The sequence below is a fragment of the Streptomyces angustmyceticus genome (assembly GCF_040701845.1).
Classification (GTDB): Bacteria; Actinomycetota; Actinomycetes; order Streptomycetales; family Streptomycetaceae; genus Streptomyces; species Streptomyces angustmyceticus_A.
The window spans coordinates 434533-447485 of record NZ_JBFBHQ010000002.1 but is presented as its reverse complement, the minus strand read 5'-3'; the positions used below and the strand labels follow the sequence as shown (position 1 = coordinate 447485).

Genomic DNA, 12953 nt, shown 5'->3' with positions numbered 1-12953 from the left:
CTCGTCGTGGGTACGTTGCGTCCGCCGCGCCGTGGCACAGCTCAGCGCGCGGCGGCTCCTGCGGTGCGCGCCGCCACGACGATCTGGCCGAGCGCCAGTCCCCCGTCGTTGGGCGGGACACGGCGGTGGCGCAGGACGGTGAAGCCGTCCTGCCGCAGGAGGCGGGCGGTGGCCTCGGCCAGCAGGGTGTTGGCGAAGACGCCGCCGGTCAGTGCCACGGTCGTCAGGCCCGCGCGGTCCCGGGCCAGGGCGCAGCAGCGGCGGACGAGGTCGGCGACCGCGGAGTGGAAGCGGGCCGCGACCAGCGCCGGTGCGGTGCCCGCGCGCAGGTCCGCCACGACGGCGGTGAGCACCGGCGCCGGGTCGGCGACGGTGTCGGCGCCCGTCGTGCCCGTCGGGGCGTCGCCCAGCGCGAACGCATAGCCGGGGCCGTGGTCCTCGCCCGCGGTCAGGGCCGCGGCTTCGAGGGCGACGGCGGCCTGGGCCTCGTATCCGGCGTGGTGACAGATCCCGGCCAGGGAGGAGACCGCGTCGAAGAGGCGGCCCATGCTGGAGGTGGGCACGCAGTTGAGGTGGCGCTCCAGCTGACGGGCCAGCAACTGCCGCTCCTGCGGCGGGCAGGCGGCCACCGGCGGCAGGTCCGCGGCCCAGTCGAGGCCGGCGGCGCGCAGATGGGCCAGGGCCATGCGGTAGGGGCGCCGTACGGTGGTGTCCCCGCCGGGCAGCGGGACGTAGGCGAGCTGCCCGAAGCGGCGGTACCCGTCGTAGTCGGCGAGCAGGATCTCGCCGCCCCAGACGGCGTGGTCGTCGCCGTAGCCGGTGCCGTCGAAGGCGACGCCGATGACGGGGTGGCCGTCGGGGAGGCCGTGTTCGGCCATGGCGGCGGCGACATGGGCGTGGTGGTGCTGGACCCGGACCAGCGGCCGCCCGTCGGTGTGGCGCTGGGCCCACTGCCCGGAGCGGTAGCCGGGGTGCCGGTCGGCGGCGAGCAGCTGCGGGCGCACCCCGGTGACCGTCTCCAGATGCGCCTCGGCCTCCTCGAACGCGAGCTGGGTCGCCAGGTCGTCCATGTCGCCGATGTGCGCGGACAGCCAGGCGCGGTCGCCCTCGGCGAGGCACAGCACGTTCTTGAGGTCGCCGCCGGCGGCGAGCGCGGGGCGTACGGGCACCGGGAGGCGGATGGGCATCGGCGCATGCCCGCGGGAGCGGCGGATGAACAGCGGCTCGCCGTCGCTGACGCGGACCACGGAGTCGTCGCACGGGATCCGGATCGGCCGGTCGTGGGTGAGCCAGGCGTCGGCCAGGTGCGCCAGGCGCCGTACGGCGTCCTCGTCGTCGGTGACGATCGGTTCGCCCGCGACGTTGCCGCTGGTCATGACGAGCAGCCGGGGCCCGGGCCGATCGCCGGGCAGCCCGAGCAGCAGGTGGTGCAGCGGGGTGTAGGGCAGCATGACGCCCAGGTCGGGGCTGCCGGGGGCGACGGCGTCGGACAGCACCGGCGCGTCCGGGGCCGGCGCGGGGTCCCGGCGGCGGCGCAGCAGGACGATGGGGCGTACGGTCCCGGTGAGCAGGGCGCGCTCCTCGGCTCGTACCCGTACCAGGTGCTCGATGTCCGGGAGTTGACGGGCCATCAGGGCGAAGGGTTTGCCGCCGCGGTTCTTCCGGGCGCGCAGCAGGGTGACGGCGGTGTCGTCGGAGGCGTCGCAGACGAGGTGGTAGCCGCCGAGGCCCTTGACCGCGACGATCGCGCCCTCGGCGAGCAGCCGGCGGGTCGCGGCGACCGGGTCGGTGCCGGGGGCGGGGCGCGGGGGACGGGTGGGGTCGGCGGGGTCCGCGGTCAGCAGCCGCAGGCGGGGGCCGCAGTCGTGGCAGGAGATGGGCTGCGCGTGGAAGCGCCGGTCGGCCGGGTCCGCGTACTCCCGCGCGCAGCGGGGGCACATCGGGAAGCGGTCCATCGTCGTCAGCGCCCGGTCGTAGGGAACCGCGGTGACGATGGTGAAGCGCGGCCCGCAGTGGGTGCAGGTGAGGAAGGGGTGGCGGTGGCGGCGGTCGGCCGGGTCGGTCAGCTCGGCGAGGCAGGCGTCGCAGGTGGCGGCGTCCGGGGAGACCAGGGTGCGGGGAAGGCCGTCGGCGCGCGAGGGGAGGATGCGGAACCCGGCGTCGCCCCGCACCGCGACGTCCTCGGCGTCGACGGCCTCGACCACGGCCAGCGGCGGCGCATCGGCGCCGATCCGGCGGCCGAACAGGTCGAGCGCGGCGACGGCGCCCTCGACCTCGGCGACGACGCCCTCCCCGGTGTTGGTCACATGGCCCGTCAGGCCCAGTTCCGTGGCGAGGGCGTGGACGAACGGGCGGAAGCCGACGCCCTGGACGACGCCGCGCACGGTGATCCGGCGGCGTGCGGCGGCTGTCGCGGGGGCCGTCGCGAGGCCCCCGCCGGCCTGCCCTGTGGTCATGAGCGACTCGACGCCACGGTGCCGGAGTCGCTGGTGCGCGCGGGGCCGCCGTCCTGGGCCCGCGGGGCGTGCGTGTGATCCCGGTGGTGGGAGTGGCCCTCGCCGTGGGGGTGGCCCTCGTCGCGCGGCTGGCCGTCGTCGGCATCATGGACGTGATGGGACTTGCGGGTCATGACGGGGATGTGCACCGGCGCCCCGTCGCGGGCGGCCAGTGCCCGGTCCACCAGCACACCGTCCCCTTCCCCGCGGCGCGCCGAGGTCAGGACGACCTCGACGCCGGGGTTGATGCGTTCGACGTTGGCGCGGAACTCCGCCTCGTCGAAGGCGACCGCCTCGGCGATGTCGGTCTTGGTGACCACGACCAGGTGGGCCAGCCCGAAGGCGGTGGGGTACTTCAGCGGCTTGTCCTCGCCCTCGGTCACCGACGCCAGCACGATGCGCAGCGTCTCCCCGAGGTCGTAGGAGGCCGGGCAGACCAGATTGCCGACGTTCTCGATGAACAGCAGCCGGGTGTCGGCGGGGAGCCAGCCGTGCAGGTGCCCGCCCAGCATCTCGGCCTCCAGGTGGCACAGGCCGTCGGTGAGCACCTGTTTGACCGGCACTCCGGAGCGGGCCAGCCGGACGGCGTCGTTCTCGGTGGCGAGGTCGGCGGTGAGCGCCGCGACCGGGATGTCCCGGCTGCGGGCGAGGGTCAGTTCCCGCTCCAGGAGCGCGGTCTTGCCGCTGCCGGGGCTGGAGAGCAGGTTGACGACCGCGGTGCCCCGCGCGGCGAGGTCCTCGCGCAGGGTGTGGGCGCAGGCGTCGTTCTTGGCAAGGACCGCCTGTTGCAGGTCGACGACACGGCACATGGTTCAGCGCTCCTCAGGAATCGGGACGTGCGCCGGGGCGTCGTTCCAGCACACTCGGACGATCTGCAGTTCCCGGCCGGACAGCAGCTCGGTCGTCGCCCCGCCGCATCCGGGGCAGCTGAGCTGCGGCGGCATGCCCACCGGCCAGGTCTGTGCGCAGGGGCCGCAGCGGGCACGCGCCGGGACGGGTTCGGTGATGAGTTCCGCGCCCTCCAACACCGTTCCCGCGCAGGCGAGTTCGAAGGAGAAGGCCAGCGCGTCCGGGACCACCCCGGCCAGTTCGCCGACCTGGAGCCGGACGCTGTTGACGGTGCCGGCCCCGGCGGGGCGGTCTGCGCTTTCGACCTGCTCCACGACCGCGAGCGCGATGGACATCTCGTGCATCGGTCCCTCTCTGGTGCGGGCACGGCCGGGTACCGCTCGGCATCATTAGACGGCGCGTCCGCAGGGCGGCCGCGGTGCCTCGCCGGGGCGGCGCGGTGGCGTACACCGTTCGGTGCAGCGCCCCGGCTCACATGGAACGGATCCGCATATAGCGCTTGACGTCGGGCAGCACGGACCTGACGGCGACGGCGAGCACGGCGGCGAGCGCCCCGCCCAGAGCGAGCTTCAGCATGGTGTCGAGTTCCTCTCATCACTGGTGTGCGGTCCGGCGCCGGCCGGTGCCGGCTCCGCCGTGCCGACCAGCCGCAGGATCAGCCCCACGGCCTCGTCGACCGCGGCGTCGACCGGTTCGCTGAGCCCGATGCCTTCGGCGACATCGGCGGGTTCGCAGCCGACGACCAGGACCCGCTGCGGGCGCCGGCCGTCGGTGCCCGCGCTGAGCGTGTCGAGCAGCGCGAGCACGGTGTCGGGGGTCATGTGGTGGCCGTCGAGCGCGGTGTCCCGGGCAGGGGCGCCGGCCGGGGCGGTGGCGTCGAGGAGGTAGACGGTGCCGGGTTCGCCGCCGCGCGCGGAGGCGTCCACCAGGAGCACCGTGTGGTAGCCGTCGAGCATCTGGTAGGCGAGGTGGACCCCGCGTACGCCGATGTCGACGACCTCGACGCCGTCGCGCAGCGGGTGCTCGCCCAGCCGGCGCACGACCTCGACACCGAAGCCGTCGTCGCCGAGGAAGATGTTGCCCACGCCCGCGATCAGCGTCTTCGCGGGGGGCCCGGCGACGGGTGCTTCGGCGTTCACGCGTCCTCCAGGGGAGCGATCTCATCGGGTTGGAAGTACAGGAACCGGCCCTGCTCGCGCCGGATGTCGACGCCCGGGTCGCCCTCCACGGTCACCGCGAGGTGCACCCCGCCGTCGACGTCGTGCAGTACGGCCTCGACATGGGCGGTGCGGCCCTGGAGGAAGAGATCCTGGGCGTCGGTGCGGCGCAGGCCGGGGCGCAGCAGCACCCGGCTGCCGGCGCCGACCGACCGCCCGTCGACGGTGATCCGGTCGCGTACGGGATCGACGCTGCGGTCGCTCTCCGGGTCCCACCAGGGGGTGTCCGGGCGCAGGCCCGGCACGTCGGGGGTCAGGTCGTCGGGTGCGGCCGGGCCGGGTCCGGTGACCTCGCGCAGGGACCGTACGGCGCCGTGCAGCCGCTCCAGCACCTCGGGCGGCATGGTGTCCGCGAGCTCGATGACCTCGGCGGCGCGGGGGTCGGTGCCGCGGGCCTCGCGCTTCTCCTGGTCGGTGAGGGCCGCGGTGCGCAGGGCGAGGATCTCGTCGATCTCCAGGGCGTCGTAGAGCGCGCCGGGGCTCTCGGGGGCGATGGCCGGGTGGTCCTCCAGGATGATCGGGGAGGACAGGACGACGTCGGCGCGGCCCGATTCGCCGGCCAGCACGGGCCAGGCGTGCTCGTTGCGGCAGGCCGCGACCGCACCCCTGGCCCACTCCGGCGGGTCGGTCATGGACACGAACGAGCCCGTGCTCAGGCCGAGGAAGAGATGGGCGCCGACCAGCGAGTGGGGCAGTGCCGCATCACGGTCGGCACCGGAGCCCTCGGGTTCCCAGCCGCTGGTGTTCTCGACGGTCGCGGTCAGCCGCAGCGCCGCGTAGGGGCCGTCGAGGGCGCTCGCGGTCAGCCGCACGCGTCCGTGGAGCTCCGCGCGGCGGCGCACCAGCCGGCCGACGAGCTGCCCGCCGGCGTCGTGCACCGGCTCGGTCTCCTCCCGGGCGGGCCGGGTGAACGGGACGGTGACGCCCTCGCCGGTCAGCCGGGACACCTCGGCATCGAGCGTGACGCGCTCCTCGACGCCCTCGTCCCAGGGGACCAGTACCCGGTCGGGAAGTTCGAGCGTGTCGACGGTCTCGAACGCGCCGTCGGTGCCCACGCGTTGGACGGTGCGCCGCTGTGCGTGCAGGAACCGCAGCTCGGCCGAGAGCCGGGCCCCCGACCTGGGTTCCATGAGGCATTCGGTGCGCTGGACGGAGTGCTCCGCGCTCCGGGCGCCCCAGCCGGGCGGTACCAGGACGCCGAACTGCCAGCGGAGTTTGTTCTTGGCGGCGGAGGCGCGGTACGGGTAGAGCACATAGCCCTCGAACAGCACGGCATCCGCCACCTGGCGGGCGGTGGCGAAGCGGTCCGCCGTGTCGTCGGGCCGGACGCTGGTCGTCACGGCGCGGTCCTTTCGCTGACGGGGTGGGCGGCGGGGCGGGCGGCGACACCGGGGAAGAGCCGGGCCCGCGGTGCGGGCGGCTCGCCGCCCTCGGCGGCCGCCAGCAGCGAGGCGACGGTCGTCTGCCAGGAGGGCAGGGCGTGCCGGGAGCGGTAGGTGAGCAGCGCGTCGAGGGTTTCGCGGGGCAGCCGGAGCCAGCCGCAGCCGGGGAAGTGCGTCTCGGTCATCTCCTGCCAGACGGACACCGGCATCCGCACGGACGCTTCCTTGTTCCAGGGCACCGGCTCGACGCGGAAGCCGCCGGTGCCGGCGAACACCGTGCCGGAGAACAGCAGCAGCAGCGGGACCTCGCCGTCGCGCAGCGCGTGGAAGTAGCGGCCGGCGGCGACGTCCAGGTCGTAGCTGCACGGGACCGGCAGGTCCACCTCGGTCTCGCCGGTGAAGCCGGGGACGACCAGGGAGACCTGGGCGAACTGCAGGGGCTGCAGGGTGCTGCCCCAGCGGGACCGCTCGCCGAAGAGATCGGAGAGCGCCTCGGCCTCGTCGGTGCGGTAGCCGCGCCGGCCCGGTTCGATGCGCAACTGGCAGCGCAGCGCGACGGCGTGCACCCGGTCGCCTCCGGTGGCGGTCAGGCGCAGCCGGAAGAGCAGGGTGGGGGCCGCGGCGTAGCGGTCGGCTCGGACGCCGGTGCACGCGAAGGACAGATCGGTCACGGCCGGTCGTCCTCCCTCGGCTCCCGGGCCCGGCGGGCGACCTTGGCGAAGAACTCGGTGAGCGCGGCGCGTGCCTCCGCCCCGCCGTCGAAGCCCTGCCACAACAGGCGCATCCGGCCGACGAGTTCGTAGCAGATGTCGACGGGCACCAGATAGCAGTCGATCCGGCCCTCAAAGCGGCGCAGCAGCAGCGCCTCCACGTCGGGCCGCAGCAGGCCGGCCAGCCGGCTGGCGGCGAGCACGGTCTGCCAGGTCGAGGGGTCGAGTTCGCTCTCGGTGGCGCCGGCCGGGCTGGGGTAGAGCGCGACCAGCCGGTCGAGGTCGGCGTGGCGCAGGAAGAAGACGACGCCGACGGGGATCTGGAGGAGGTTCCAGGCCGCGTCGTCGAGGCTGTGGCCGGGGTCGACGAGGTAGCGGTCGGGGACGGTACGGAACTGTCCGCTGCCGGCCCCGGGCTGTTCGAAGAGCAGCGCGCAGGGGGTGCAGGCGCAGGCCAGCGCGCGGCGTTCGGTGTTGACCAGGTGGCGGTGGTTGTGTTCGGCGAGCACCACGCCGCACAGTTCGCAGCGTTCGGGGGCGGGAGGCGCCGGGGTGCGGAAACGGCGCAGGCCGCGGTGGGCGGTCGACGGTCCGAGCCGCGGGGGCGCCGTCAGCCGGCCGCTCACGAGGCGGGGGCGGCGGTCGGCGGCCGGGGGGAGATCTGCAGCAGCGTCGGTTCGGCCGTGGCGCCCGCCGCCTCCCACCGCACCGAGGTCACATCGGGCGCGAAGCAGGACACGGCGGCCTCGACGGCCTGCTGCGCCTGCTGGTTCGTGCTCGGGCAGCCGCAGCCTCCGGCCTCCCCGGCGCGCAGTCGCAGCACCCCGCTGTCGGCGTCGAACTCCGCGATGTCCGCGGGGTGTTGGCGGCGGACACTGTCCAGGGCGCGGCCGATGCGCGTCACGGTGTCCTCGGGGTGCAGGTCGTGCAGCACCAGGAGGCTGGTCACCAGCTCGTCGCGCAGCAGCGCCGCCCGGGGGCCGTCGTCGCCGGTGCCGCTGCCCACGAGGTGCACGATCCGGGCGAGTCCCGCGCCGTAGAAGTCCATCAGGACCCGGACGAGTTCCTCGGCGGCGGCGCCCGCCTCCCGGTCGCGCTGGGCGAGGCGGTCCAGCGCCTCTTCGACGCGCCGTCCGGTCGTCTCCGCGTTCACCGTGCCCTGGGCCGCGGCGCCCTGGGGGACACCGGCCCGGGGTGCGGCGGCCTGTGCCGCGGTGGCCCGGGCGCTCATCCGGACAGTCCGCTCAGGCCGGTGGGCACGTGCATCTTCTGCACGGACTTGCCGTCTCCGACGTACATGTGGACGCCGCAGGGCAGGCACGGGTCGAAGCTGCGCACCGCGCGCATGATGTCGATGCCCTTGAAGTTCTCCGGGGTGTTCTCCTCGAAGATCGGGGTGTTCTGCACGGCGTCCTCGTACGGGCCCGGGGTGCCGTAGGTGTCACGGGTGCTGGCGTTCCACGGGGTGGGCGGGTACGGGTGGTAGTTGGCGATCTTCCCGTCCCGGATGACCATGTGGTGCGAGAGCACGCCGCGCACCGCCTCGGTGAAGCCGCAGCCGATGGACTCGTCGGGGACCTCGAACTTCTCCCAGGTCTGGGTGCGTCCGGCCCGGACCTCCTCGAGCCCCTGCTCGGCGAAGTGCAGCGCCATGGCGGCCGTGTACGCCTGGAAGTAGGTGCGCGCGCGGTTGCGCTCCAGCGCGTTGCTCCACTTCGGGATCTTCCATTCGAAGCGGGCCTCGGGCTTGGTCATGCTGCGCGGGAGGTCGATGGTGACGCTGTGGCCGGTGGCCTTGACGTACGGGGTGTCGACGAGCCCGGACAGCGCGGTGGACCACAGGCGGGCGATCGGGCCGCCGCCGGTGTCCAGCGCCAGGTGCTCCTTGCCGTCGAACCAGCGCGGGGACATCACCCAGCTGTACTTGTCGTTGAAGTCGCGCTTCTGCGGGGCGGGGATGGTGTGCTGGTTCCACGGGTGGCGCGGGTCGACGGGGTTGCCGAGCGGGTCGTGGGTGACGAACTGCTCCTGGCCCTCCCAGTCCTGGTAGTAGGAGCTGCCGAGCAGGATCCGGATGCCGAGGTTGATCTCGGTGAGGTCGTTGGTGACCAGCTTGCCGTCGACGATGACGCCGGGGGTGACGAACATCTTCCGTCCCCAGTCCGTCATGTTGCGGTAGGTGAAGTCGCAGTGGTCGGGGTCGTTGAGCGCACCCCAGCAGCCCAGCAGCACCCGCCGCCGGCCGACTTCCTCGTATCCGGGCAGCGCCTCGTAGAAGAAGTCGAACAGGTCGTCGTGGAGCGGGACGACGCGCTTCATGAACTCGACGTAGCGCATCAGCCGGCTGAGGTAGTCGGTGAAGAGCTGGACGCTGGCGATGGTGCCGACACCGCCCGGGTAGAGCGTGGAGGGGTGCACATGGCGGCCCTCCATGAGGCAGAACATCTCCCGGGTGTAGCGGCTGACCTGGAGCGCCTCGCGGTAGAACTCGCCCTCCAGCGGGTTGAGGGAGCTCATGATGTCGGCGATGGTGCGGTAGCCGTGCTCGGCCGCGTGCGGGGCCTCGGTGCGCTGGGCGAGTTCCCAGACACCGGGGTTGGTCTCGCGGACCATCTTCTCGCAGTAGTCGACGCCGACCAGGTTCTCCTGGAAGATGTTGTGGTCGAACATGTACTCGGCGGACTCGCCGAGGTTGATGATCCACTCCCCCAGGTGCGGGGGCTTCACCCCGTAGGCCATGTTCTGCGTGTAGACGGAGCACGTGGCGTGGTTGTCGCCGCAGATGCCGCAGATCCGGCTGGTGATGAAGTGCGCGTCACGCGGGTCCTTGCCGCGCATGAAGACGCTGTAGCCGCGGAAGACGGAGGAGGTGCTGTAGCACTCCGCCACCCGCTTCTGCTTGAAGTCGATCTTCGTGTGGATGCCGAGGCTGCCCACGATCCGGGTGATCGGATCCCAGGACATCTCCGTCAGACCGCTGCCGTCACCGGCCGCCTTTGTCTTCGGTGCCATCGTGAGTGCCGTGCCCTTCTGTTGCGCGCGGAGGTGAGGTCGAACGGAGGTGCCGAGGAGCCGGACGGCTACGGGCGGGGTGCGTTCACCACGGTTTGCGGTAGCCGGTGGTCAGTTGGTCGCCGCGGTGGCGCCACTTGGGCTCGTGATCGACGGTCTTGGCCGTGATGTCGCGCAGCCGGCGGATGACGCTGCCGTACGCGGCGCTGGCGGTGCTGGAGAGCTTGCCGCCGGGAGGCTCGTCCATGAACGGCATGAACTTGTCGGGGAAGCCGGGCATGGTGCAGGCGATACAGACTCCGCCGACGTTCGGGCAGCCGCCGATGCCGTCCATCCAGCCCCGCTTGGGCACGTTGCATTTGACCACGGGACCCCAGCATCCGAGCTTCACCAGACACTTGGGCGAGTCGTAGGTGGTCGCGAACTGGCCCTGCTCGTAGTAGCCGGCCCGGTCACAGCCCTCGTGCACGGTCGCCCCGAAGAGCCAGGAGGGCCGCAGCTGGTCGTCCAGCGGGATCATCGGGGCCGAGCCCACCGCCTGGTAGAGGAGGTAGACCAGCGTCTCCGAGAAGTTGTCCGGCTGGATCGGGCAGCCGGGTACACAGACGATCGGGATGCCGGCCTTCGAGGTCCAGTCCCAGCCCAGGTAGTCGGGCACGCCCATGGCTCCGGTCGGGTTGCCCGCCATCGCGTGGATGCCGCCGTACGTGGCGCAGGTGCCGATCGCGACCACGGCGAGCGCCTTGGGGGCCAGCCGGTCGATCCACTCACTGGTGGTGATCGGCTGGCCGGTCTCCGGGTCGTCGCCGAAACCGCACCAGTAGCCTTCCGGCTTGATGGACTCGTTGGGGATGGACCCCTCGATGACCAGCACGAACGGGTCGATCTCGCCGCGTTCGCCCTTGAAGAACCACTCGATGAAGTTGTCCGCGCCCTGGACCGGGCCGCATTCGAAGTCGATCAGTGGCCAGTGGACGGCGATCTTGGGCAGCCCCGGCAGCACACTGAGCGCGATCTCCTCGATGCTCGGCTGGGTCGCTGCGGTGAGCGATACGGAGTCGCCGTCGCAACTCAGGCCGGCGTTGATCCAGAGAATGTGGATCGGGGACTCTTCCTCGGCGGACGGCTTTCCGTTCGCAGCGGCCTGCGTGGCCGCGCTCGAAGCTGCAGACATGGGGACGGCTCCTCGGCAGATATGCAACGAAAGCACTCATTCAAGGCTTCCATCCACCTTGGTAACACCGATCCGGGACCGCGGGGCGGTCACAAGGGGCCGTTGCGGTGAACCCTCCGGGCGACCGGTCCGCCGCAGGGCGCCGCCCGCCGGAAAACACCGGGAGCCGGGTGACCGCCCGCGCGGCCGCCCGGCTCCCGTGTCGCCGTACCGCAGGTCAGCCCAGGCCCCCGGCCTCCACTGAGGTCACCTCGAACCGTCCGCCGCACACCCGCAGTCCGGCACTGCCCGTGGTCATCGACGCCTTGGATCCGGGCGGGTAGACGAAGACGAGCTGCGAGCGGTCCCAGCACGGAGTGTCCGAGACGCCCTCGTTGAGGGTGTGCAGCACGGCGTGTGCGCTCTGCCCCGGTTGGAGCCGGACGACGCCGCCGGAGCCGCCCCCGCGGGTGGCGGGCCTGCCGACGGCCGAGCCGTCCCGCTTGATCAGCGAGACCCCGGGGTAGCCGCGCAGCGAACAGGCCTTGTTGCCCTTGTTCGTGAAAACGAGGGGGTAGCGGACGTTGCCCGCACCGATGTCGGAGGCGCCCAGGCGCAGCGACATCTGGGCGGCGGTGCAGCGGTCCGAGGCCGTCATGGCGGAGGCCTGGGACTCCGTGGCGCCCGGCGTCCTGCCGGTCGGCTTGCTGCCCGGGGGCGTCGCCTTGGCCGAGGCCGCCGAGGGCCCCTGGCCGGGCACGGAGGACTGGGGCTTCGCGGCGGACGACGTGCCTCCGCCGCCCGCCGACTGCGACCCGTCACCGCTCCGGGTGTCGTGGGACGTACGGGGTGCGGCGGCCGACGAGGGGTGCGATGCGGCATCGGGCCCGCCCTGGCAGGCGGTGAGCGCGAGCGCCGCGACGGCGATCAGCGATCCCGCGGCGACACGACGGCCGCGGCCGGGTGTCTTGATGATGAGCGACATAAGTGTCCCCCTCGTCTGGTAGGTGCGAGCTCTCGTCGTGGGTGGGTACGGTCCGGTGCTCCAGCCAGCGTGGCCCGGGGCACTGCCGGTCCGCTAACGAGGCACTAACACACCACTAACGAACCGGAGTGCTCGGCACGCCGGTGACCCCGGCTATCGGTGTGACCAGCCGGTATTCGGGGCCTGTCGCCCAGAATCGCAGAGAATTCCCGAGTTGCGGATACGCCACCGCCATGTTCGGCCGTTCCGTCGCCCGAGAACGCCGTCCCCGGGGGCTCAGGAGCCCCGCCGGGCCCGGCAGCGCCTACGGACCCGGCAGCGCCCGCGGGCCCGACGGTTTCTCCCGTGCCCGGCGGATTCCCCGGTCCCGGCGGTTTCCCCGCTCCCCCTGCGTCGGCCGGCCCGCCGGCCCGTTACGCCCTGTCGCTCACGGCCTCGCGATCCCCCGCTCGCCCGGTTGACGGCCGGCAGCACCGCCCGCGCCGGGGCCGCCAGGAGGGAGGCGTCCCGACCGGCGCCCCCGTACGTGCCGCCGCCGGGCCGGCACTGCACAGAGAGGCGAGAGCGCCACCGTCCGGGACCGGGCCGACCGGGTGCCCGGCGCGGGTGAGGGCGGCGACGGGGTACCCGGCGGCGGCCATCGCGTCGGCGAAGCGGCGAGCGGGTCGCTGCCGGCGCCTTCGTAGCGCCCCCGGACCCGCGCCCGCGCCACCGCCCAGCTCGCACACCACGCGGTGGACGCCCGGTGCCGGCTCGGTGGCGGTCAACGAGGCGAGCGTCGGCGGACCGTCCTCCCCGGCGCCGGACAGATGCCCCGGAACAGCTCCCCCAGGTCCTTCGGTGTGACCTCCTGCCCGCTGCCGTCCGTGGCGCGCCGCACCGTGCGGGAGAAATCGGCGCGCAGGTCCGACGGAGGTCCGGCCCGTGGTGCACCTATCCGTGGTGCACCTGGAGGAGGGGTGCGATCCCACCCTTGCCCGACGGGCTGTCGACCCGGATGACCTCCTCGTAGGTGCAGCCGAGACCGGCGGGGTCGACCGGCAGGTACGGCACCGGCCAGGTGGCCTCGGACCGCGGCAGGTCCAGCTCGGTGGCGCTGCGGGCGTGGTGGGCCGGGCCTTGCTGATGGCGTCCTGGTGGGTGCCGGAGA

At 73.2% G+C, this 12953-nt stretch carries 13 protein-coding genes; all 13 read right to left on the bottom strand.

The features are described 5' to 3' along the window. Positions 1 to 41: 41 nt before the first annotated feature. Positions 42 to 2456, bottom strand: coding sequence for a carbamoyltransferase HypF (gene hypF, locus AB0411_RS05960; RefSeq protein ID WP_366416001.1), 2415 nt, complete (start codon positions 2454 to 2456; stop codon positions 42 to 44). Beyond that, a complete protein-coding gene (gene hypB, locus AB0411_RS05955; RefSeq protein ID WP_366416000.1) occupies positions 2453 to 3304 on the bottom strand; it encodes a hydrogenase nickel incorporation protein HypB in 852 nt (283 codons plus the stop codon). Before hypB ends, hypF begins: the two co-directional genes overlap by 4 nt. Before the next feature lie 3 nt (positions 3305 to 3307). After that, on the bottom strand, positions 3308 to 3688 hold the full coding sequence (locus AB0411_RS05950) for a hydrogenase maturation nickel metallochaperone HypA (RefSeq protein ID WP_366415999.1): 381 nt from the start codon (positions 3686 to 3688) through the stop codon (positions 3308 to 3310). 127 nt (positions 3689 to 3815) lie between these two features. Next, complete coding sequence (locus AB0411_RS38075) at positions 3816 to 3920, bottom strand: DUF6893 family small protein (RefSeq protein ID WP_403146537.1); 105 nt, start codon at positions 3918 to 3920, stop codon at positions 3816 to 3818. Further along, entirely contained in the window at positions 3914 to 4483 is a 570-nt protein-coding gene (locus AB0411_RS05945; protein ID WP_366415998.1) for a hydrogenase maturation protease, read from the bottom strand. The genes AB0411_RS38075 and AB0411_RS05945 overlap by 7 nt, the downstream gene beginning before the upstream one ends. Next, entirely contained in the window at positions 4480 to 5901 is a 1422-nt protein-coding gene (locus AB0411_RS05940) for a hypothetical protein (RefSeq protein ID WP_366415997.1), read from the bottom strand. The genes AB0411_RS05945 and AB0411_RS05940 overlap by 4 nt, the downstream gene beginning before the upstream one ends. Then, on the bottom strand, positions 5898 to 6614 hold the full coding sequence (locus tag AB0411_RS05935) for a DUF6084 family protein (RefSeq protein ID WP_366415996.1): 717 nt from the start codon (positions 6612 to 6614) through the stop codon (positions 5898 to 5900). The genes AB0411_RS05940 and AB0411_RS05935 overlap by 4 nt, the downstream gene beginning before the upstream one ends. After that, complete coding sequence (locus AB0411_RS05930) at positions 6611 to 7279, bottom strand: DUF5947 family protein (RefSeq protein ID WP_366415995.1); 669 nt, start codon at positions 7277 to 7279, stop codon at positions 6611 to 6613. Before AB0411_RS05930 ends, AB0411_RS05935 begins: the two co-directional genes overlap by 4 nt. Continuing rightward, positions 7276 to 7884, bottom strand: a complete 609-nt coding sequence (locus tag AB0411_RS05925; protein WP_366415994.1) for a hypothetical protein — start codon at positions 7882 to 7884, stop codon at positions 7276 to 7278. The genes AB0411_RS05930 and AB0411_RS05925 overlap by 4 nt, the downstream gene beginning before the upstream one ends. Beyond that, positions 7881 to 9665 (bottom strand): nickel-dependent hydrogenase large subunit, encoded by a 1785-nt coding sequence (locus AB0411_RS05920; RefSeq protein ID WP_366415993.1) that lies wholly within the window; start codon positions 9663 to 9665, stop codon positions 7881 to 7883. The genes AB0411_RS05925 and AB0411_RS05920 overlap by 4 nt, the downstream gene beginning before the upstream one ends. A gap of 85 nt (positions 9666 to 9750) precedes the next feature. Further along, a complete protein-coding gene (locus AB0411_RS05915) occupies positions 9751 to 10839 on the bottom strand; it encodes a hydrogenase expression protein HypE (RefSeq protein ID WP_366415992.1) in 1089 nt (362 codons plus the stop codon). A 217-nt stretch (positions 10840 to 11056) separates the two neighbouring features. Beyond that, entirely contained in the window at positions 11057 to 11803 is a 747-nt protein-coding gene (locus AB0411_RS05910; RefSeq protein WP_366415991.1) for a DUF4232 domain-containing protein, read from the bottom strand. Between the two features lie 933 nt (positions 11804 to 12736). Beyond that, a complete protein-coding gene (locus AB0411_RS38070; protein WP_437041430.1) occupies positions 12737 to 12883 on the bottom strand; it encodes a hypothetical protein in 147 nt (48 codons plus the stop codon). Between the last annotated feature and the right edge of the window lie 70 nt (positions 12884 to 12953).